The organism is Dysgonomonas sp. 37-18 (genome assembly GCF_001899125.1).
In the GTDB taxonomy this organism is placed as follows: domain Bacteria; phylum Bacteroidota; class Bacteroidia; order Bacteroidales; family Dysgonomonadaceae; genus Dysgonomonas.
On record NZ_MKVC01000006.1, the window covers coordinates 167309 to 186501 of the forward strand.

31 protein-coding genes are annotated in these 19193 nt (G+C 35.8%); 29 read left to right on the forward strand and 2 right to left on the reverse strand.

What is annotated here, in order from left to right:
- Positions 1 to 11 precede the first annotated feature (11 nt).
- The 22 genes from BGO84_RS02720 to BGO84_RS02825 all read left to right on the forward strand — a co-directional run bounded on the left by BGO84_RS02720 (position 12) and on the right by BGO84_RS02825 (position 15466).
- Positions 12 to 284 (forward strand): hypothetical protein, encoded by a 273-nt coding sequence (locus BGO84_RS02720; RefSeq protein ID WP_291027425.1) that lies wholly within the window; start codon positions 12 to 14, stop codon positions 282 to 284.
- A gap of 10 nt (positions 285 to 294) precedes the next feature.
- Positions 295 to 624, forward strand: coding sequence for a hypothetical protein (locus tag BGO84_RS02725; protein ID WP_291027427.1), 330 nt, complete (start codon positions 295 to 297; stop codon positions 622 to 624).
- A complete protein-coding gene (locus tag BGO84_RS02730) occupies positions 621 to 794 on the forward strand; it encodes a hypothetical protein (protein WP_291027429.1) in 174 nt (57 codons plus the stop codon). Before BGO84_RS02725 ends, BGO84_RS02730 begins: the two co-directional genes overlap by 4 nt.
- Positions 795 to 812: 18 nt before the next feature.
- Entirely contained in the window at positions 813 to 1313 is a 501-nt protein-coding gene (locus tag BGO84_RS02735; protein ID WP_291027431.1) for a hypothetical protein, read from the forward strand.
- Between the two features lie 11 nt (positions 1314 to 1324).
- Positions 1325 to 1930, forward strand: a complete 606-nt coding sequence (locus BGO84_RS02740) for a hypothetical protein (protein ID WP_291027432.1) — start codon at positions 1325 to 1327, stop codon at positions 1928 to 1930.
- A gap of 14 nt (positions 1931 to 1944) precedes the next feature.
- Complete coding sequence (locus tag BGO84_RS02745) at positions 1945 to 2403, forward strand: hypothetical protein (protein WP_291027434.1); 459 nt, start codon at positions 1945 to 1947, stop codon at positions 2401 to 2403.
- Between the two features lie 2 nt (positions 2404 to 2405).
- A complete protein-coding gene (locus BGO84_RS02750; protein ID WP_291027436.1) occupies positions 2406 to 2681 on the forward strand; it encodes a hypothetical protein in 276 nt (91 codons plus the stop codon).
- The gene (locus tag BGO84_RS02755) at positions 2665 to 3264 is read left to right on the forward strand and encodes a hypothetical protein (protein WP_291027437.1); all 600 of its coding nucleotides are present in this window, start codon (positions 2665 to 2667) and stop codon (positions 3262 to 3264) included. The genes BGO84_RS02750 and BGO84_RS02755 overlap by 17 nt, the downstream gene beginning before the upstream one ends.
- Positions 3265 to 3270: 6 nt before the next feature.
- Positions 3271 to 3786 carry a hypothetical protein gene (locus tag BGO84_RS02760; protein WP_291027439.1) on the forward strand — a complete coding sequence of 172 codons (516 nt, stop codon included), beginning with the start codon at positions 3271 to 3273 and terminating at the stop codon, positions 3784 to 3786.
- Between the two features lie 5 nt (positions 3787 to 3791).
- Entirely contained in the window at positions 3792 to 4244 is a 453-nt protein-coding gene (locus tag BGO84_RS02765; protein ID WP_291027441.1) for a hypothetical protein, read from the forward strand.
- Positions 4245 to 4248: 4 nt separating this feature from the next.
- On the forward strand, positions 4249 to 4530 hold the full coding sequence (locus tag BGO84_RS02770; protein ID WP_291027443.1) for a hypothetical protein: 282 nt from the start codon (positions 4249 to 4251) through the stop codon (positions 4528 to 4530).
- 635 nt (positions 4531 to 5165) lie between these two features.
- Positions 5166 to 5660 (forward strand): hypothetical protein, encoded by a 495-nt coding sequence (locus tag BGO84_RS02775; protein WP_291027445.1) that lies wholly within the window; start codon positions 5166 to 5168, stop codon positions 5658 to 5660.
- A gap of 105 nt (positions 5661 to 5765) precedes the next feature.
- Positions 5766 to 6146 carry a hypothetical protein gene (locus BGO84_RS02780; protein ID WP_291027447.1) on the forward strand — a complete coding sequence of 127 codons (381 nt, stop codon included), beginning with the start codon at positions 5766 to 5768 and terminating at the stop codon, positions 6144 to 6146.
- A 52-nt stretch (positions 6147 to 6198) separates the two neighbouring features.
- Positions 6199 to 7146, forward strand: coding sequence for a S49 family peptidase (locus BGO84_RS02785; RefSeq protein ID WP_291027449.1), 948 nt, complete (start codon positions 6199 to 6201; stop codon positions 7144 to 7146).
- Positions 7147 to 7156: 10 nt separating this feature from the next.
- Complete coding sequence (locus tag BGO84_RS02790) at positions 7157 to 9175, forward strand: hypothetical protein (protein WP_291027451.1); 2019 nt, start codon at positions 7157 to 7159, stop codon at positions 9173 to 9175.
- A 77-nt stretch (positions 9176 to 9252) separates the two neighbouring features.
- On the forward strand, positions 9253 to 10260 hold the full coding sequence (locus tag BGO84_RS02795; RefSeq protein ID WP_291027453.1) for a hypothetical protein: 1008 nt from the start codon (positions 9253 to 9255) through the stop codon (positions 10258 to 10260).
- Positions 10261 to 10272: 12 nt separating this feature from the next.
- A complete protein-coding gene (locus BGO84_RS02800) occupies positions 10273 to 11046 on the forward strand; it encodes a hypothetical protein (protein WP_291027455.1) in 774 nt (257 codons plus the stop codon).
- A gap of 77 nt (positions 11047 to 11123) precedes the next feature.
- Complete coding sequence (locus BGO84_RS02805) at positions 11124 to 11495, forward strand: hypothetical protein (RefSeq protein WP_291027457.1); 372 nt, start codon at positions 11124 to 11126, stop codon at positions 11493 to 11495.
- Complete coding sequence (locus BGO84_RS02810; protein WP_291027459.1) at positions 11492 to 12133, forward strand: hypothetical protein; 642 nt, start codon at positions 11492 to 11494, stop codon at positions 12131 to 12133. The genes BGO84_RS02805 and BGO84_RS02810 overlap by 4 nt, the downstream gene beginning before the upstream one ends.
- Before the next feature lie 3 nt (positions 12134 to 12136).
- Positions 12137 to 13900: a hypothetical protein gene (locus BGO84_RS02815; RefSeq protein ID WP_291027462.1), complete on the forward strand. Its 1764-nt coding sequence runs from the start codon at positions 12137 to 12139 to the stop codon at positions 13898 to 13900.
- Positions 13901 to 14333: 433 nt separating this feature from the next.
- Positions 14334 to 14867 carry a hypothetical protein gene (locus BGO84_RS02820; RefSeq protein ID WP_291027464.1) on the forward strand — a complete coding sequence of 178 codons (534 nt, stop codon included), beginning with the start codon at positions 14334 to 14336 and terminating at the stop codon, positions 14865 to 14867.
- Positions 14868 to 15112: 245 nt separating this feature from the next.
- Positions 15113 to 15466, forward strand: coding sequence for a DUF4236 domain-containing protein (locus BGO84_RS02825; RefSeq protein WP_291027466.1), 354 nt, complete (start codon positions 15113 to 15115; stop codon positions 15464 to 15466).
- 19 nt (positions 15467 to 15485) lie between these two features.
- On the opposite strand, the gene BGO84_RS02830 is transcribed toward BGO84_RS02825, so the two are convergent.
- Both BGO84_RS02830 and BGO84_RS02835 read right to left on the reverse strand, forming a co-directional pair.
- Positions 15486 to 16175 (reverse strand): hypothetical protein, encoded by a 690-nt coding sequence (locus BGO84_RS02830; RefSeq protein WP_291027468.1) that lies wholly within the window; start codon positions 16173 to 16175, stop codon positions 15486 to 15488.
- 30 nt (positions 16176 to 16205) lie between these two features.
- Positions 16206 to 16499: a helix-turn-helix transcriptional regulator gene (locus BGO84_RS02835; protein WP_291027470.1), complete on the reverse strand. Its 294-nt coding sequence runs from the start codon at positions 16497 to 16499 to the stop codon at positions 16206 to 16208.
- Positions 16500 to 16668: 169 nt separating this feature from the next.
- On the opposite strand from BGO84_RS02835, the gene BGO84_RS02840 reads away from it, so the two are divergent.
- Genes BGO84_RS02840 through BGO84_RS02870 form a run of 7 tightly spaced genes read left to right on the forward strand, consistent with a single transcriptional unit; the run spans position 16669 to position 19032 of the window.
- Positions 16669 to 16833: a hypothetical protein gene (locus tag BGO84_RS02840; RefSeq protein ID WP_291027472.1), complete on the forward strand. Its 165-nt coding sequence runs from the start codon at positions 16669 to 16671 to the stop codon at positions 16831 to 16833.
- Between the two features lie 32 nt (positions 16834 to 16865).
- Entirely contained in the window at positions 16866 to 17318 is a 453-nt protein-coding gene (locus BGO84_RS02845) for a hypothetical protein (protein WP_291027474.1), read from the forward strand.
- A gap of 12 nt (positions 17319 to 17330) precedes the next feature.
- Positions 17331 to 17768 carry a hypothetical protein gene (locus BGO84_RS02850; RefSeq protein ID WP_291027475.1) on the forward strand — a complete coding sequence of 146 codons (438 nt, stop codon included), beginning with the start codon at positions 17331 to 17333 and terminating at the stop codon, positions 17766 to 17768.
- Positions 17769 to 17778: 10 nt separating this feature from the next.
- Positions 17779 to 18312 carry a hypothetical protein gene (locus tag BGO84_RS02855; protein WP_291027477.1) on the forward strand — a complete coding sequence of 178 codons (534 nt, stop codon included), beginning with the start codon at positions 17779 to 17781 and terminating at the stop codon, positions 18310 to 18312.
- Positions 18313 to 18316: 4 nt separating this feature from the next.
- Entirely contained in the window at positions 18317 to 18511 is a 195-nt protein-coding gene (locus BGO84_RS02860) for a hypothetical protein (RefSeq protein ID WP_291027479.1), read from the forward strand.
- Between the two features lie 7 nt (positions 18512 to 18518).
- The gene (locus BGO84_RS02865; protein ID WP_291027481.1) at positions 18519 to 18788 is read left to right on the forward strand and encodes a hypothetical protein; all 270 of its coding nucleotides are present in this window, start codon (positions 18519 to 18521) and stop codon (positions 18786 to 18788) included.
- The gene (locus tag BGO84_RS02870) at positions 18781 to 19032 is read left to right on the forward strand and encodes a hypothetical protein (RefSeq protein WP_291027483.1); all 252 of its coding nucleotides are present in this window, start codon (positions 18781 to 18783) and stop codon (positions 19030 to 19032) included. The genes BGO84_RS02865 and BGO84_RS02870 overlap by 8 nt, the downstream gene beginning before the upstream one ends.
- Positions 19033 to 19193 lie beyond the last annotated feature (161 nt).

Here is a 19193-nt window from a genome sequence, read left to right on the forward strand (position 1 = left end):
ACAAAACAATTATGGCTTATAATGTATATTTTTTTAAGAAAACAACGTCAAAGAAAGTAGTTGCTATTCAACTTATTACACATATTAATAGAATCGATCTTTTAATAAAAGAAAAATCCACTTTCTATAGAGAACCCGAAGCTAGAACTTATTCTATGCTTAATTGGCTGACACCACACGACTTTTCTAAATTAGGATACTCGGCTATTTCCGTAAATGAATACCGACAAATAGAGATGCAAGTATTTTCCATACGATATAGAAATGAAGATTTGCCATTTTAAATTAGATATTATGAATAACATATTCCCGGAAATAAGATATCCGCTGTATTATAAGAAGGTCACATATAACAAAACAGTTATCCTTGGCATATTTGAAGATGGAACAATATTACTAAGAATTACTAATCCTAAAAAAGGAGATCGATTATATAACGTGATAAAAAAAGGAGCCGGTAAACTACAACTGAATCCTTCGAGATTGCCGGAGATATCACGATATAAACCATGTTCTAAGGATGATTATATTCAAATGGTTAGACGTATAGATGTCTTAATTGCCTCGGACCTTACTGATGATGATATTCCATTTTTATTTAAATACAAAAACAATAGATTATGAAAAAATTGAATTTAACTGTAAAATCCTGCGCTGATTGCCCTATGCAAAGAAAAGAATATGGACATGGTTATACTAGTTATTACTGTAGATTACAGAAAAGCTTGCCGTCTGTTTTAGAATATATCGAAAAGAAAAAAATACATCCTAATTGCCCACTAGAAGATATTTAAAATTTAAAATAAAGAATAATGAAAATTCAATTTAAGCAAGGTAGCCAAGTAGCTAGTATTGTGCAAAAAATGTTCGAAAAGAAAGAACTTATGCATACGAAGGCAATACAAATTATAGAAGAAGAAACCGGGTGTAAAATAAAAGCAGGATCTGGACTTGGGTTTAGATATGCCTTTTCATTCTGTTACGACTATAGTTTTGCTCATTGTTATTTCGAGGATGTTACTAAAGAAGTTCCCGGATATAAGCAAGAATTCGATAAAGATAAAAATATCGGTTATCGGATAAATCGAAGAACAAAAGCTGCAAAGAATATTGAAGGTAGGTTTTATAAAGAAATATTTGCTATCAGCTCTCGGCAATTGAATGAATTTGGAATTAAAACAGAGACTGACGGACATTGGTATGGATGGCGATTAACAAAAGAAGATAACGGAGAAATTTCAATGGTAATCCATCCTAAGATATACGATTTGATAGATTTCGATAAAGCAAAAGATATAACAATAATCCAATAAATATTTATATTATGAAAACAAAATTTAAAGTCAATGACAAAGTAAAGATTGCATCCTGTCCTATTAAAAAGTATATCGGTAAGATAGGAGTAATAACAAAAGTAATACCTGTATTTGATAATGCAGATCAGGCAAAAAAATCCGGATATATTGGAGAATACTCAATAAAAAAGAATGATGAAACTACTACTGGTTTATATAAAATAGATATTAACGGTAGAGCTTTATCAGGATATGCTTTAGATGAATCTTTTGAGTTGATTTCGCTATCTGATCCAATCTATACAAAAGAGTTTTATGCCAGTCCAGTACTTACCCTAATGGTTTTTAATACTTTTTTAAAGAAGAATCTAGTTTCTGAAAAAGACATGTATAGTTCTGGGACATTTCTTTCTATGGATGTTTTCGATAACAAGGAAACTAGGAAAATATTAGAGGTAATCATATCGGATATAGATGCCTATAAAAAAGAAAACAATGAGGCGTATTTACATGACGAGACAGGTAAAAGTATAGGTCTTTGTTTGTTACATGAAGCTCATTTAAAAGCTCATGGTGCAGAATACGAAATAAAATGGAATGGTTATGAGTTTGTAATCGAGGAAGATGAAGAATAAAAATTGAACACAATATGAAAACAAATAAAATTTTAATATCCATGTCTGCTTCCGCTATTATACTAATAGTGGTGATGGTAGTATTTTATCTAGTCATTATAATCGGAGATCTTATGCCGAGACCGTTGTTTGCGGCTTTTGGAATATTAATCATATTCGCAGTAATAACCTATCTTGTCTACCCCAATGTAGATAGATCCGAAAAAGAAACAGACGAATATATTTCCGATAATAAAATACGTATGCGAGCCCGGAAGTTAAGCGAAATCTCGAGTTACGAAATATACGTTAATAGCTCTCTTTATTCCTGCTTTGAAACACTCAATCCCCGCGATTTAATATTTATCGATGCTGAAGGATATAAATGCGTTACCGATCAGGATTTTAAATACGCAGACGAGAACAATCGTTTTCCTATTACTGTATACCGATTTATCAAAACAACGGATGTAAAACCTGAAAATAAAGAATGATTATGGAAATGCCTGTACCGTGCGATAAATGCAAAGAATGGGTTGAGTTAAACTCAACACGCCAATCAGAATTAAATAAGAATGAAATGCTTTGTCCTGATTGTTATCATATTGATAGCGAAGTTAAGGATCTGTTTGATGAAATAAAAGACATTCAATACATGCTCGACAACAATGAACCCGAAGTGAAAGGAGACCGTCGTGGATGGAAGCGTAATATCAAAGAAGCAAAACAAAAAATTAAAGAACTTGGATACGACTATGACACACTTATCTAATCAAACAAAAGATATCTATTGTAACGAATGCAACCGTTTTCTTTTCTCCACGTCTACCGAGGCGTGGGGAGCTATCGGTTGTGAAGCGCAGAATAAAGGTTTTATTTTTAAAATACCAATACTGTTTACGGATAAATACGAAAGACTATTTTTCTGTTGTAAAGAATGTCAGAAATCATTCTACGATAAGAATATTCCGAAAAATGAAGAGATAAGCAAAACATTATCGGATATGAAATCTCAAATACCTGAGATGGCTAAACAGGTAAGTTCTAAAATGGCCGAGTTAGTAGATCTAGTTGTAAGTAAACCTATAAATTATACTGTTTCACATCGACTTACCTACAAACTCTTAAACTGGGGTGCATTCTGCCATCAGTGGGACAAATTACTTGTAGACTTAGATAAATTATATTCAGATTTCGAGAAAGATTTTAACCCCGAAAAGGGTGAAACTCAAAAAGGCGAATTCGATAAATGGATTGAAAAATTTAAATCTGGAAAATTCTTTGGTACAGAACGCTCGTTCGATATTGATATAGACCAAGCCACTAGAAGTATTTATTTCACAAGAATAAAGTAAAAACAAATGATACCACCCTATAAACAAAATGTAGCGCAACCAAACACGATACGCACTCATTCAGGGCTCTACATGAATGTATTTGCACCAACTGTAGATATGATCTGTATCGAAGATATAGCGCATGCCTTGTCGATGCTCTGTCGTTTTGGAGGCCATTGCTCCGAGTTCTATTCCGTAGCACAACACAGCCTTTTGTGTGCCGACCTGGTACCTGAAGAATATAAGCTAGAAGCTTTGTTACATGACGCTGCCGAAGCTTATTTGGTCGATCTTCCTAGCCCTATAAAACATCGGATGCCCGATTATCAAACAATAGAAGATAAATTAATGAAGGTAATTGCTAAAAAGTTCGACCTTGTTTATCCTTTTCCCGAAGTCATACACAAAGCTGATAAAGACATGTTGAAGTATGAATGGGATGCACTGATCGAAGGATTTAACAAATTTATTACACCTTTGACTGATCAAGCCTTTTTAAAGAGAGGATTTCTTCGCCAGTATTATATTTATAAAAGATAACAGCCATGATACTATCATACAAACAAAAATTTCCGTGGGGCAGGCCGACAAACTTTGAGCAGAAGATCAAAGAAGGCATAAAGAAACACACTATCCGTGACGATATACACGGACGTTGGAAGCCTGGAATGATGATACAGCATGCTCATGGTGTACGTACATCTAATTATAGATGCTTTGCTGAAGGTCAATGTATATATACACAAATACTGGAAATAAAAGCTATTGATTCGCATGAATACAAATTATACCATTCTGAAATAAAGGTTTTAAGGTCTATCTTAAATGGCGATGATAAGATAATTTTTGAACTATTTGTAGATGGTCGCCGACTAAACAATGCAGAAATTCACGACTTTTCACGTAACGACGGTTTCGACGCTACAGAAGACTTCTTCAGATGGTTTAACGAACCTTGCACAAAGAAAATTATTCATTTCACCGACTTTAAGTATTGATATTATGAAAACATGTGCAAAATGCAAAGTAGAGAAGCCAATAGACAATTTTGGTTTTAAATCAAGGAGTAAAGACGGATATAACGGAGTATGCAAATCTTGTAAACGTATTCAAGATAGAGAAAGCAAAATACGAACAGATCGAAATAAAAGAGTGCGAGAAGACAGGAAGAAAAATCCTGAGAAGTACAGAAAGTACGGAAGAGATTACTACTATAGAAACAGAGAGGCTTGTATTGAGCGTTCGATGAAGAAATATCACAAACAACCGAATGACCCTCTCTGAAACATTTAATCACTCAGGGTATACATGGCCGGCATATTGCCGGCCTTTCTTTTCGTGAACGAAAGCGAACCGTTCAGGGAGCGACGGCAGTATGACGGAGCGATAAAACGGTTTGCTGAGAGTGAACACCTTTTGATGATTCTCTCTTGAGAGTATTCAGAAAGTTTAAAAAAGACATGTCTTCGGATATGTCTTTTCTTTTTTATCAAAATCTCCCCCGCACCCCCTCTCTATATAGAATAAATTATATACACACATATTTGAAAAATATTTTTCACTCGACCTTGCCAACATACCAACATACCAACAAAAAAATTATTTTTCAACACAAAAACGGCGTATTATATTATATATTAATTATTTAGAAAATAATATTAATATATAATAGGCTTGTTGGTGTGTTGGCTTTCTGTTGGTATATGTTGGCATGCTTTTTTAGGCTTGTTGGTATGCTTTTGTTGAAAATTGTGTTTGTTGGCTCTGTTGGTATGCTGAAAGTGCACATTTTTGTGTATTTAATTTTTGTGATATTGTTTGATTTCAGTAACTTAGCAAAATATTAATAGTCTTTGTTGGTATGTTGGTACGTTGGTACAAAAAAATACCTTCCTATAATTTGAAAACATGTATATATTATGAATGCCAGATTTATAAAAATAAACCTTCCTGAGTATCTTCTTAATTTTGTCATTCGGCAGATGGGAGAAGAAAAACAACCTCTAAAAGTGCGTAAAAACACATTTTTAGGAAATCTTATATACTCAGAATTATGTAAAGTTCCTGAAGATTGTACTCATTATTTTCGTCAATTACCAAATAAGAATGTACTAACACTCGATATCTTATGGATGGGTGGCCGCGAAGATAAACGAATAAATTGCAATCAGACATATTATTATATCCCTACTTCCGTACAGCGTTCTATGGAAAGCAAAATAGAAGATTTTTTCAACGAGTTATTTTTTAATATTGTTGACATAACCAAAGAATATACCGACGCTGAATATAAAGATTTGATACAATCTTTCTGTAATCGTTATTCAATCGATTTTGCCAAAAATTATGATATGCTAAAAAAGAGGCATTATCGAAAAAGAATAGAAAAATCTAATTGCACGGTTGTCCTCTGAAAACATGATTTTTTGATATATTTTTTATTGCACCATTGTCCCCTAAAAACTCGCTTTTTTATTATATTTTTTATTGCACCGTTGTCCCCTGAAAATTGATAATTTATGAAAGAATTTTGTTCTAAGTTCTATATAATTCCGATAACGGATATTGCTTCTATTGCAAACAATATTGTTGTGCCTGTTGATGGTGCTTCTGTAGATACACTTTTTTCGGAAGTGTTATCTATCGATCCTAAGCCCGATAATGCAGATGCAGGCTTGTCGTTATCTTTATCTCAAGACATTATTATAGATAAGGTTAGTTCTCTTGTTGCATCAAAATACAATTATCCCCGCTATTGTGTTCTCATTATATATTATACCGATGGCACATATACTATCTACGGATCTACAGACTATCCGGTAGTCGCATATATCACTCCCGGAATACAGTCCGATACCCTTTCCGTTTCCCTTCAAACGCCCGTTATACCACTTATATAAGTCCTTTACATACCGCTGTTGTTTGCACACTTTTGTGTGTAAATAACAGCGTATGAATCCGTATACACAACTTGTATCCATTCTTTCTTCTCCATCTGCGCGATTCTATTGCAACGAAGCCGAAATAGTTTCCGCATTAGTGTCGGTAATGAAATTTATCGATGTCGCACATGTTACCGAAGAACAATTTCCTTCTTATAAGACTCAGGTAGCCTCTATTTTCGGTGTTGTCAATCCTATTACCCAGGAAAAAGAAATACACGTCACCACAGACTACGCTTCGCAAGAAGTAACTCCGGGGTCACTTGCTTATTATCCCATTATGGGAATGATACTATCCGATTCGCGTTGGTGGTTTTCCTCTAAACAATTTGTAAAGGATCTGCAAGCCGCCGAAGCTAATCCGATGGTTAATGCTCACTTTCTGCATATCAAGTCGGGAGGGGGCGAAGCCTGGTATATGGATCGGGTGGCCGAGACTTTACAGTCTCTAAAGAAACCAATTTATTCTTTTGTAGAAAAAGTTGCTGCCAGTGCAGCTTATTATATTGGTGTACATGGCGCTACTATAAAGGCATCTACCCAAAACGATCTCATAGGCAGTATCGGTACGCTGATCGATAGTCTCAACTTTATGCCTTATTTCGAGAAACTCGGTATTGAACGTATTCGCGAAGTAGCTACAAAATCAGACCTTAAAAACAAAAAATACGAAGATCTATACAACGGAAAGCCGGAACAATTTATCCGTGAGGAATTAGATCCGCTCCAACAGCAGTTCGAAGCTGCTGTGCGTGCTGCCCGTCCACAATTAAACGATCTTCCCGACGATGATCCCGTATTCCGGGGTGAATCCTATTATGCCTCTCCGCCTGCTATCGATAATAAACTGATAGACGGCCTAACTACTTTCGAAGAAGCCTTGTACGAAGCCGATACGATGGGCAAGGAATGGGCACAACTCCAAAGGAACCGAAAATCCCTTATGTCTTACATTTAAATATATTAAAATGCCAAATTTTATTCAAGCTCTAAAAGGTATTTTCCAAAAACTTAACCTTACTGATAAGGCTGAATCTGATCAGTTGTCGGATGATGATTGGAAAAATATAGCCCAGGAATACAATACGCAAAATCCTGGATGTGATTTTAATACTGATCTCAAAGCAGTATTAAAAGAAAAGAATGATGCCAAGGCGAAAGAAGAAGAGCAAAAAAAGCAAATACTTGCTATTGCAAACAGGGTAATGCCTGAGTCTTCTTCTGATAGTGGCGATAACCCTCAATCTGAAAATGAAGGATCTCCAAAACCTTCAGACAATATCGACCCGGTTGCTATCGTTGAGAAAATGGCTATAGCTATCGAGGGTTTAGCCGCTAAGGCAAACAGAGATAAGCCCGAAGATGAAATTAAGCCTTCTCTGAATATCAATGGTCCCGGAACCGACAAAACGCATTTCCTGGGTATTGCACACCCGATGTTCTCCCTAGAGAAACGTTGGAACAAAATTGCAGCCAATCCTTCGTATGCTATACAGAATCCTGATCCTTCAAAACAGGAAATAGAAGCGTGTACACAAGAGTTCGAAACGTACGGCGATAGCTTGAAGAAACGTTATGCGTATCTCAAGAACAATAATATGTTGAACGCTGAACGCTTGATGACGTTCACCAACGATTATTCAGGTCTCGATCCAGCCAATCTTCCCGATTTTTATTTAGTGCGCCGTCAGGATGCTCTCATCGCTCGCCTGATTACCATGTATAATATTTACGACGTGTTCCCTCGCCGTTATGGCATCCAGGATCGCGAAGTAATGTTCTCGGCTTTCTTCGATGCTGTTTCTCAAGCTTGGCAAGAAGGTGAGATCTATAAAGGTAAAATGGAACTTCAACCTGAACTAGCGTATGTAGATGACGCGATGATCAAGTTGAAATTCAAACCGATGAAAGAGATCGAACGGATGTATATCGGTTACTTGAATACTGAGGGTTCAGATCCTATGAAGTGGTCTTTGATCGAGTGGCAGATACTTAACGTGATGACTCAGGCTATCAGCGAACAAAACCATCGTCGTATCATGGGTATATACGTTGCTCCCGAAACAGGTAAAGCCGGTCACTACCTAAACTCTTCTACAGGTATTGTATATAGCCTTATCCGCTATGCACATGAGTTTAAATTGAAACTTCACGATGATGATTCTTATATGGCATATGACGAAAGCACATTCCTTGAAACCGTTCAGGATATGCTTGAAGATATCAAACTTGCCATTACCGAAGACTATACGGTTCCTTTCAATAAGCTTGTTGTTATCCTGAACGACAATCACAAACTTTGGTGGAAAAAGAACTGTCGTGCCAAATACGGAAAGGATCTTGACTTTACAGGACCTGACAGTATGATGGCGAAAGTTCCGGATATCGATACACCTATCGTTTGGTTACCGAACTTAGGTACTTTGCCGTTGATTTTGGTACAAGAGCCTGGTAACTTACAGTGTATAGAATATATGCCGGGTGAAATGTTGGCTCTTCAGTTTGAGCGCGCAATGGAAACATACAAGGCCTGGTCTGTATGGAAAGAAGGAACTGCCGCTTCTTTTGTAGGTATGAAGTTTAATTCTAAGACCGACTTGGATAATAACAAATTCCTGCGTCAACGCATATTTATGAATAAGCCGGCTGCTTTTGTTGCTGCCGATGCTACGACTATAGATGGTGCAACAGGGTTCTGGTTTGTTACGCAGGCTAATACAGCAGCTAAAGCGCTCACTGATATTTCTAATGCACGTTTGGGTGTTGGTTATAAGTTTGAGTGTGGAAGTCTTACAAATGCTACTACAATAGCTAAGTCAGGCAAATTCTCTGAAATTACGGCTGCGTATACACCTACCGCTGTAGGCGATTATATAATGCTTGTTCTGAATGCAGATAAAACAAAATTCTTAGAACTCGAACGTATGGTCGGTGGTACTCGCACGATAAATGCGGTACTGCAACCGAATGTTCCGGGTGTACGATAATCGAAGATGAAAGCTTGGAGGCTTCGGCCTCCTGCTTTTATTCCATAACGAAACAATATTTCATAAAATATTTATCTATGAGACAATTTAATTTAGATAGTCACATGTCTTATGTGACCAAAAAAGAAAAAGCAAGGAAAGCATCTTTATTTAAGTCTGCAATCTTGATGATAGGACTTCTTTTTGGATTACTTGCTGCTTATGGCGCATTTTCTGAACCCGAAAATGCCGTAAAAAATGTAATTGTTACAGCCGGAACAGGATCTTTGGCAATGTGTGCTATGGTATCTATTAACGATGTTAGCGACCGGCATACATCTCCTAATGCGATAGGACATAAAGTATGGCTTATACCCGTATCCGATATTGACGATACTGTTCCATTCCCTACTATGAATGTAAATAGAGAGGTCACGACTATACCGATGAAGTCCGGTAAGTTTATGCACTATTTCGAGGCACATACAATCCCTACATTTTTAGGTAATGGTACCAAAGAGGCTAACGCTATTACAATTACCGGAACGAATACGTTTACGCTTGTTATGGGTGGTAATCGTGCCGAGCTTCTTAATTTTATTGAAGAATATGCCGGAACCAAGTTTGTTATTATATATCAGGAATGTGAAAGCGGAATTATGCAAGGTATAGGTAATCCTTGTAAGGCTGTAACGCTAAGTACATACGATAATAAAAATGATGCTGAAAGCAGATCTGTTACATTTACGTTTACCCAACAGACAATACAGCAACCTTGGACTTATATCGGTGATATCATTCGTCAAAATCCAATTACGCTTACTGCGGGAGCTACCACTTTGGCTATCGTTGCAGGAAACAATCGATATATTTTACCAAATGGCACTTCCGCTACATATGCGATATCTGCTATATCGGGTATTACGGTAGCCGATATAGGGCGTATTATTACCCTGATTGGTGACGGAACTACAAATGCGGCTACTGTAGCCGATGGTGATCCTTTCTTGCTTGTCGATGGCGCTACATGGACAGCCTCTAAAACGAAAGAGCTGTATCTGAAAGTGTTTGACGCTAATACCCTTATAGAGGTTGGTCGAATATAAAAACATTTAATTATGCCTTTAAATAGAGAAAAAAGAGGTCATTACAACCAATTGCGAGCTGCTTCCCACCTGGAAGCAGACCTCGCATTGTTGGCAAGTATCGACCCTAAAAACGAATTACTTGTCAAGCCTTCAGGTAAAGAACAGAAATATGCTGACAATGTATTGTATGAGTTGCTGACGCTAACGTCAAATACTGATATTATAGCTTTCCGTAGAAAATTTGCAAAGGAAAAACTTCAAAAATCACAGGAAGAGATCTTGCAAAAACGCTTTGCTGATTATATTAAAAAAGCAGATCCGAAAAAGAGTATAGATATTCAAGAGTTTATCAAAATTATATCTGCCGGTCTGTTTTTGTTAGTTGCTACACTCGATTGGCCTGTAGATGAAGATGTTTTCCCTTCCGAAATTGAGTTAGTTGCAGTTGATAGCGAAAAATATCATGTAAAATTAACAACCGAGGCTGTTTCTGCTCGTGAAAATGCAAAAAAAGAGAAGGAAGAAGCTGAAGCTGCTGCTGAAGCTAATAAAAAAGCAAAAGAAGAAGCTGTTAAGACGAATCTATCAGAAGAGCTAGAAGAAAAGCAGTCGGAACTCGAAGAAAAAGAAGACGAGTTACTTAGCAAAGAATCAGACTTGGATGACAAGGAAACTGAACTGTCCGAGAAAGAAGACCTGTTGAATGAAAAGGAGGCCGAATTGGCAGTTAAAGAAACTGATCTGAACAATAAGGCTACCGTTGAAAAAAAAAGCGTCTCAAAGAAGAAGAATACCCGAAAATAAAGTGGTATAACTATCTTGACGATGACATTAAAACGGCTACGCTTATTTATTCAGATCGAATAAATACGCACAATCAGATGAAGGTTCTTGATGCACTGCTCGATAAAAAGCCGACTGAAAAGGCTGTAAAAGATTTGGCAGAATTACGCATCAGGAATCTTCTTTGTTTTCGGGAACTCCAATCTTTCAACGATACAGGAAAATGGCTTCAGAAACACCCGCTGATTATGCACCGCAGTGTTTATTCACGCCTCGAAGAAATTTTTATACTCAATCATACCAAGTTTATGGACGAATACAAGCTTTGTTGCGCCAATATTGCACGATATGAATCTTATCTACGCAGCGATAAACGCATCGATAGACTTGATACGGATAAAGCTCTTCTGCAAAAGCACACCGAAACGAAAGCCGTATTTGAATCTGTAATAGAAAACAATAAGCTATGACGCATTTCGAAATATTATCAAAACTCGATCCGGCTATAATTGCTCATTTTCTCGAAACGGGAAACTCAGAAGGTATTCCTCCTGAGACACAGCAATGGTTACAGGAAATATCTATGGCTTATGAGGAATACGATAAAGATCGTAATATCTCAAGTGCTGCAAGAAGTTTAATGAAGCGCATAGCTGCTAAGTTTGGTAAGAAACCTTCTTTTCGAACATGTCAAGAGCGTATTTATGCTGCCTTAGAGTATTTCCATGTTGACAATATAGTTTCAGATAAAGTTTGGTATATCGATTTTGCGAATAAATATGAAGATGATGCAAAAGCAGCTATTGAGGCCGAAGATTTCAAATCTGCATATCTCTTTCGTAAAGCTGCCGAAGAATGCCGTGAAAAATCAAGTATTGCAGCAAGTTTAAATACTGGTTTTGTTCCTGTGTTACTTTTATCTCCGGATATTTCTCTTGTTGATTATGGATTTGAATCAAAATCTATGAAAGAAATTGCGCGAAAAAACAATGAAGGTTTTTATATAAAACATATTGATTCATTGCCTATAGATGAAATAGAAAAGAAGAGACTTCGTAGAGATGCGGACTTGCCTGAAACACCTTACGAAGAAATTGAAAGCGATTAAATTATGATTGAGAATGAACAATACGAATGGGCTCAAGATTACTATATGAATATGGCACAAATGCGTGCCGCTCTTATTGATCCCAATGTTTTAATAGCAGAAATTGCTCGTGGTGGTGGTAAGACTGAAGGAATAACAGGGCCTCGTATATTGCGAGTTGCAGATGCTATGCCTCGAGAGTTAGCTTTTCTTGTGCACAATACGTACGCAGCTCTATTGACTAATATTGTGCCTAACCTTATTTCTTATTTTAATAAAACTATATGTGCAGGACAACGATGTATTCTTGAAGATGGTGTTGATTATGTTATTGGAACATCTAAATTACCAAAACATTTTTCACGCCCACGTTACCCTGTTCTTAATGCCCGTCATTCTATTGTTTTTCGTAATGGTTTTAACTTACAATTGGTCTCTTCTGATCAGCCTGACTCTGTAGCCGGGCGCTCTGGTGTGCATGCTTTTATTGAAGAAATGAAGCACAATAAGGGTGAAAAACTAAAAACAAGGCTTTTTCCTGCCCTTCGTGGTAGCGACAATCGTGATGTTCGCAACCATCATTTATACCAAGGTATAACGGGGGTATCCGATACGGCTCGTGTCGATCTGGGTGAAGATAACTGGTATGAGGAATATGAAACCAATATGGATATGAATCTTATAAATGAAATTGCTTCTGTGGCTAAACCTGTTAATGATGCAATGGTTATAAAAATGCATTTCGATTGGATGCAGAATGAAGTAAAATCTAAGCGTCGCGAAATGTCAGAACTTACACCTTTATACCCTAGATATGAAAAAGCTATAAAAACATTGCATCTTTGGGAAGGTCGTCTTCGTGATATGCGTAAAAAGGCTTCATTTTACATTCGTGCATCCTCTTTGGTAAATAAAAATTTTTTAGGTCAGGGATTCTTCAAACAACAATTAGAATTGATGGATATGGAAGAGTTTCTAACGGCTATTTGTGCCATACGTATACGTGCTGTTGTAGATCGTTTCTTTGCAAACTATGTTCCAAAAGTTCATCAGTTTAGTGATAGTTACAAAAACGATATGTTACTAAAGGTTGATCTCATGGGAGGGTTTCGTATCACTGCGGGATATCTAAAATATTATAATCCGGACGATGAATTGTTGCTAGGATACGACCCCGGTAAATTTCAAAGCCTAACAGTATCACAAGAACGTAATTTCGGACATGAGGTACGTACGATAAAAGAATTCACTTGCTATTCTCCTGCCGATCAAACACACCTGGCGCTCGACTTTTATGATTTCTTTGGTGATGACGCCCGCAACAAACGAATTAAACTATATTATGACCGTGCCGGTAATAAAACAAAAGAAGAGCTCGAACAAATAACTACAGATGCCAGGCTGTTAAAAGCAGAACTGGAGCGATACGGTTTTTATGTAGAGCTTATGAACGAGGGTCAGCCAACTATATACTATTGGCAGCAAAAGAAACTACTCGATTATATATTCAGTAATAAATTTGCAGCTTTTCCACGTCCTTATATTTGCGAAAATCAGTGTCCTAATCTATGTTCGTCTATTCTGCTTAGCCCTATGAAGAAGAGCGCAGATGGAAAAATAGAACTCGATAAGTCTTCCGAGAAAAAAGTTCCTATGAAGTTGCAGGCTGGTAGATCTACTCAGTTACCATCAGCTCTTATTTACTTCTATTATGGGCGCTATGGGCACTTATTACCGTCCGAATTTAGCTCAATACCTGATAATTTACCTGAAAACACGATAATGTAGCCTGTTTTTCATTATAAAATATTGTTTTCGTACCATAAAGTAGGGGGCTGTTTACATCGGTTCAAATATTAAATGTTTGAAGATCAATCCTATTTTTGAAAAATAAAAAAAATAAAAATTTTTACACGAAAGAAAATAGCCGCGAACGCTGACTTGTCGTCGTGCAATTCAAGAGGGGTTTTGGTCGGGAAATGTGATATTAAGTTAAAATTAACATTATTGTTAAAAATTGATCGTTTTTAACATTTCTAGTTTTTTTCATTAAAAAACAAGGCCCTATATATAGGTGGCTTTACCATTTTTTTTTGAAGTCGGGTGCCTATCGTTGGTTATGTTAGGACGGTGAACGTGTAGATGTGTATAAACCAGGGTATATACTATAGGATGGATATTAATTATTTTATACATTTACAAAAACTTAAATAAAAAGACTATGAGAAGATTGTTATTTGTATTGTTGGTTTTCTTTCCTATTCTTATGTGTGCACAAAAGATCGATAAAAACGAGATAGACGAATTTACCGGGGTTAAAACAATTTACACTAACTGGGAAAAGTTTAAGACTGGTAATGGTCTCACAGGTAAGGATAATTTAATGTTTCGATTTATAAGCCTGGACGGCGTGGAAACCTTCCATTTGAAGTGGGTAACATGTGAAATGTTATCTATTAAAGAAGGGTCGAAGCTAATGTTTAAAATGTCCGATAATTCTATTATAACACTTACATCAATTAGTTATGCTATTGCTGCCAAAGGTGATGGCGTTACCGGTTTATCTATGAGTGGGATACTAGGTATTAGTTGTATATACGATGGTAGTGATATCGAAGCATTTGCTAAAGATAGCTATTTGACTAAGCTAAGGATATACACCACTGATGGATATGTAGATATAGATATAAAAGAGAAAGATGCACAGAAGATCAATAGGGCATATAAACTAATGAAAGAAGCTCCTAATAAATAATAAATTATAATAAATACCATGAAAAAATTATTATCAATACTATTAGTACTCTTATTTGTTTCTTGTGCCCCTGGTAGTTCTGATTATGATTATAACGGATCTTCTGGCTGCGGTACATATAATGGTCATAGTTTGTATAAAGGATCTAAAGGGGGATGTTATTATTATAACAGCAAAGGAAATAAAGTGTATGTAGATCGCTCTCTTTGTAAATGTTGAAGTTTTATTGAAAAGTATAAAATACTATGGGATTTTCTTATCGAAAACGGGTAAAACTTATGCCTGGTGTTAATATTAATCTAAGCAAAAAAGGTGCTAGTGTAACTGTCGGTATCCGAGGTGCTAGTGTGAATATTGGAAAGTCCGGAATATATCAAAATTTAGGTATTCCGGGTACTGGTATATATTCGAGAGAAAAAATATCAGGGAATGATTCCGTTAAATCGGATCAAAGTACATTAAAAACCAAAGAAGCTAAAAGGCCTGTATCTGAAAAGAGATATAAAAAAGATTATTCTTCTGTTTATTTATCTGTGCTATACGTACTTGTTATTATTCTTGTTATAGGTATTATCATAAGCTATACAGTTAACAACTAATGTTGTACAATGAAATATTTCATCTGTTTATATATACCAATAATATTATGAACATGAAGAAAAAACTTAAAGTAATAACAATCTTAAATATTTTTTCTTTGTGGTTTTTTGCAACTTTCAATAATCTTTTATTTTGATCGTCTATTATTTGTAGATTTTTTGTTAATTTTTCGTTCTCTTTTTCGCAAATATCTAATTGGTCTGCTAGTTTTTTTAATTGGTCTGATATATTAGTTAATTCTTTTTCTAAGTTGTTGTTTGCTAAAAATAGATCAGAGACTTTACCTATTTCTATTTCTAGCTTAGCGCTAGCATCTATTTTACCGTTTATTAATTCTGATAATAAAGATTCTTTTCTTTTTTCTAAATTGGATATTAATTTATCTTTTTTCTCTTTTTCTTCATTAAGAGAAATTAATTCTATTTTTAGTATATCTATAAATTCATTTATTTGAGATTGATTTGAAAAGTTTGTGTCTACATATTCGAAGAAACCGTATCTTTTTATGTCGTATTTTAGTCTATTAATTCTATCTGTTAGAAAATTTTTAGCTTCTAAAATATCATTAATTCGAACTAGCTCACGCATGTTATCGTAATCTGTATACCCTATATTATAATTATAATGAGACTTTTTGATGTATTCAGCTAATATTTCATTTGTTGTAGTTTTCCGTGATATGTCTAATATAGAATAATAGTCTTTCATGTTCACTTAAATTTTATGTGAAACTATGAATTATTTCTTATTATCCTCTATTTCAGCTAATATTTTTTTTATGTCTTCTATTGAATTTATTTCATAAGGTCTATTGTTGTATCGAACAATACCTATTATTTCCCCCTCTTTTGTTTTTGTGAATAATTCCGATATGTTGCAACCTATAGCATTCGCTATACGCTCTAATACTTCAACCGATGGATTGCCATTTATGTGCTGAGATAATCCAACCCGTGATATTCCCATCGTTTCAGCCACCTCATTAATTGATAGACCTTTTTCTTTTATTAGCTCCTTTATCCGTAAACCCATAGATATACATTGTTAATACATTGCAAATTTACATAGTTATAGCTTTGTAAAGCTATAGGTTATCATAAATAATGTTAATGTAAAGCAAAAAGTATTCGTTTTATTTGTTTTTGAAAAGTGATAGCTTTACATTTGTGTCATAATAATAAATCAATAAAAAATAAACATCATGAAACGAATTCTTTTTTTAGTCGGTATCATCACTTTAGTCGCAGCTTTGTCTTCAATGATCTTTTCTATCGATTTCGGTATCGTAGAACAAAAGTCATTTATGGGATTACTAGCCGTATCGGCTATCTCTTTAGCTATCGCTAACATTATCAATAAAAAATAAATAGTTCGAAAAATCAATAAAAATAAACAGATATGAAAGCAACGGAATTAAATAGCAGACAAGAAAGAAATGCAGAACACGCAAAGGAGTTCAAAAACTGGGTGAAAAGCAAGAATGTAGAAGTTTTAACTAGTCTTCCGGGCGTAGATTTGAAAGTAGGTCAGAAAGTAACATTCATAAATGGTTACGGCGTAAAATTTGAGGGTCACACAATATTAGGATTTCATACTCCTGACAAATACGGAGATTGTGTATATCTCGATATAGATTGTTATTGGTTCTCGGTTAGTCCTGATCGTGTGATCGTTGAAAAGACACAAGAAGATGAAATAAAAATCCCTTCTGTCGGGCAATACGTATTTGATATCTATTACAACTGCAAAAAGCAAGTGAAGGGTATTGCTAATGGGTTGTTTTACGTTGGGTCTGATCACGAACCGGTACACCGTAACGAATTTATTTTTCCATTACCAACTAACAAATAATACTTTACAGTTATGAAAACAACGGAATTAGAAATAGGGTCAAGGTATAACTACCAAATGAATAGCGAAACTGTATTAGAAGTTACTTATGTTGGTTCTTACGAAGGTTCTGGATATACAATGTACGATTTTACATATATGAATGATGGTGTAGAGAAAAGTACAACAATGTTTGAGCGTGCAGTTGAGAGTTGTGTTACGCCTATAAAGAAAACTACAACTATATACGGTCTTTTTGAAAAGTATATAGTTTCTGATTGTACTAATTTAGAAGATTTTGCATGTCGTTACAGAAAACCAGATAGATATAAGCTTAGGGATAGTTATTTGCCTGGCTATTCCGATGCAGTTCTTGAAAGCCATAGGGAAGATTTGCGAAAATACGGTATTACTTGGATTAGCCGGCATGAGTCTGTAACCGGTAAAGTCGTTGCTTTCGTTAACAAATAAAATTACAGCTATGACAACTTCAACACTTTCCATCGGAATTAATTATCTATACGCTACCAATCACGGCGTAATAGAAGTAAAATATATAGGACCTTTTACGGCGATGCCCGGGGGCGACTGGCATGACTTTGCTATCAACGACAGGTATAAGGATAAGATAATAACCATATCGGCCACATCGATAGAGCGGGGCGACCTGCGGTGTGCGGATCTGTCGATAACGACCGTATCGACTCCATCGAAAATAGAAGCAAATAAAGATATACCCGTATCGCCTGTATCGTCGGTGCAACCTGATAGCGTAGATTTAAGAGAAATAGATATAGCCTTCGCCAAGGGCGGGCGATCTGTGACTAATAATATAAAAGGTACATGTCTACAAAACACAGTATTGCACGCCTACTCTTATCTATATCGGGCTTTCGTTCAGGGTATAACAGACGTTCGAATTTATTTGCACGGAAAGCGTATAGCTATTCAAGATATATGTTCTTATACCCCTGTATCGTTTATGGACTATCTGATTTTGAATGTAAAAAGTTGATATTATGATAAAACTTACAGGTGTATTAGACTGGGAATTAACCCGATTGGGATTAGAGGCGGGCGATGTGATAAAAATCCATACGCCACCCGGAAAAGAAAACGGAGCTATATTCTTCGATACTTACTACAACGGATTTACACAAAACTGTGTGGTTTATCCTGAAAATTATGAGATAATAGACAACAAAACAAAATAACATACTTATGAAAACAGCAACTAAAAATACCAAATCAAAAACCGCGCCTACATACCAGGGCATGGCATTTCGTTCTATGATCGCCTATATACTCTCGTACTTCAGATACATCAGGCGCATACATAGCGTCGAAAATGGGCTCGATCCGAACGAACATTTCAGGCTTTTTCGTACCAAATCGAGCCTTTGCGATACGCATATATTCGAAGGCAGCAAGTATACAATAGAAATCATTGTTCGGCAAAACAAGCCGGAGAAAGGGGGCGAAAATGGCTAAATGTGCAATACTGAACACAAAAGTAAACTTCTCAACGAAGGTATTAGAGGCACTTGAGGAGCTGCAAAATGACAATAACGATGCGATATCGATGTATGTAGATCACCTGGACAAAGTTTCTGATTTGCTATTCAAGATAGGCGGCGACATGTCTGAAGACGAATCTAAGAACGAAATATTTCAGATGCTGCACGAAAACCACATGCTACGAAAAGACCTGGATTCTTTGAGAGCTACAAAATAAAAATATTCCGTGTGTGTTTAATATGTTTATATTATTGATTTTAGCCGGTGCGTTTGCCTGTGAAGGTAGGCGCACTTTTTTAATTTATTTTAACAAATCGAAAAAAAATTTCCGCCGCCGAAAAAATCCTACGCGTATATATACATATATGGCGATCATTC

Coding starts and splice junctions, on each gene's coding strand:
- BGO84_RS02870 (WP_291027483.1), top strand. CDS start 18,781: ATGGCTAAATGTGCAATACTGAACACAAAAGTAAACTTCTCAACGAAG.
- BGO84_RS02735 (WP_291027431.1), top strand. CDS start 813: ATGAAAATTCAATTTAAGCAAGGTAGCCAAGTAGCTAGTATTGTGCAA.
- BGO84_RS02815 (WP_291027462.1), top strand. CDS start 12,137: ATGATTGAGAATGAACAATACGAATGGGCTCAAGATTACTATATGAAT.
- BGO84_RS02740 (WP_291027432.1), top strand. CDS start 1,325: ATGAAAACAAAATTTAAAGTCAATGACAAAGTAAAGATTGCATCCTGT.
- BGO84_RS02725 (WP_291027427.1), top strand. CDS start 295: ATGAATAACATATTCCCGGAAATAAGATATCCGCTGTATTATAAGAAG.
- BGO84_RS02765 (WP_291027441.1), top strand. CDS start 3,792: ATGATACTATCATACAAACAAAAATTTCCGTGGGGCAGGCCGACAAAC.
- BGO84_RS02830 (WP_291027468.1), bottom strand. CDS start 16,175: ATGAAAGACTATTATTCTATATTAGACATATCACGGAAAACTACAACA.
- BGO84_RS02810 (WP_291027459.1), top strand. CDS start 11,492: ATGACGCATTTCGAAATATTATCAAAACTCGATCCGGCTATAATTGCT.
- BGO84_RS02860 (WP_291027479.1), top strand. CDS start 18,317: ATGATAAAACTTACAGGTGTATTAGACTGGGAATTAACCCGATTGGGA.
- BGO84_RS02720 (WP_291027425.1), top strand. CDS start 12: ATGGCTTATAATGTATATTTTTTTAAGAAAACAACGTCAAAGAAAGTA.
- BGO84_RS02760 (WP_291027439.1), top strand. CDS start 3,271: ATGATACCACCCTATAAACAAAATGTAGCGCAACCAAACACGATACGC.
- BGO84_RS02770 (WP_291027443.1), top strand. CDS start 4,249: ATGAAAACATGTGCAAAATGCAAAGTAGAGAAGCCAATAGACAATTTT.
- BGO84_RS02845 (WP_291027474.1), top strand. CDS start 16,866: ATGAAAGCAACGGAATTAAATAGCAGACAAGAAAGAAATGCAGAACAC.
- BGO84_RS02840 (WP_291027472.1), top strand. CDS start 16,669: ATGAAACGAATTCTTTTTTTAGTCGGTATCATCACTTTAGTCGCAGCT.
- BGO84_RS02855 (WP_291027477.1), top strand. CDS start 17,779: ATGACAACTTCAACACTTTCCATCGGAATTAATTATCTATACGCTACC.
- BGO84_RS02785 (WP_291027449.1), top strand. CDS start 6,199: ATGAATCCGTATACACAACTTGTATCCATTCTTTCTTCTCCATCTGCG.
- BGO84_RS02745 (WP_291027434.1), top strand. CDS start 1,945: ATGAAAACAAATAAAATTTTAATATCCATGTCTGCTTCCGCTATTATA.
- BGO84_RS02825 (WP_291027466.1), top strand. CDS start 15,113: ATGGGATTTTCTTATCGAAAACGGGTAAAACTTATGCCTGGTGTTAAT.
- BGO84_RS02800 (WP_291027455.1), top strand. CDS start 10,273: ATGCCTTTAAATAGAGAAAAAAGAGGTCATTACAACCAATTGCGAGCT.
- BGO84_RS02780 (WP_291027447.1), top strand. CDS start 5,766: ATGAAAGAATTTTGTTCTAAGTTCTATATAATTCCGATAACGGATATT.
- BGO84_RS02865 (WP_291027481.1), top strand. CDS start 18,519: ATGAAAACAGCAACTAAAAATACCAAATCAAAAACCGCGCCTACATAC.
- BGO84_RS02755 (WP_291027437.1), top strand. CDS start 2,665: ATGACACACTTATCTAATCAAACAAAAGATATCTATTGTAACGAATGC.
- BGO84_RS02790 (WP_291027451.1), top strand. CDS start 7,157: ATGCCAAATTTTATTCAAGCTCTAAAAGGTATTTTCCAAAAACTTAAC.
- BGO84_RS02775 (WP_291027445.1), top strand. CDS start 5,166: ATGAATGCCAGATTTATAAAAATAAACCTTCCTGAGTATCTTCTTAAT.
- BGO84_RS02805 (WP_291027457.1), top strand. CDS start 11,124: ATGAAGGTTCTTGATGCACTGCTCGATAAAAAGCCGACTGAAAAGGCT.
- BGO84_RS02820 (WP_291027464.1), top strand. CDS start 14,334: ATGAGAAGATTGTTATTTGTATTGTTGGTTTTCTTTCCTATTCTTATG.
- BGO84_RS02730 (WP_291027429.1), top strand. CDS start 621: ATGAAAAAATTGAATTTAACTGTAAAATCCTGCGCTGATTGCCCTATG.
- BGO84_RS02795 (WP_291027453.1), top strand. CDS start 9,253: ATGAGACAATTTAATTTAGATAGTCACATGTCTTATGTGACCAAAAAA.
- BGO84_RS02850 (WP_291027475.1), top strand. CDS start 17,331: ATGAAAACAACGGAATTAGAAATAGGGTCAAGGTATAACTACCAAATG.
- BGO84_RS02750 (WP_291027436.1), top strand. CDS start 2,406: ATGGAAATGCCTGTACCGTGCGATAAATGCAAAGAATGGGTTGAGTTA.
- BGO84_RS02835 (WP_291027470.1), bottom strand. CDS start 16,499: ATGGGTTTACGGATAAAGGAGCTAATAAAAGAAAAAGGTCTATCAATT.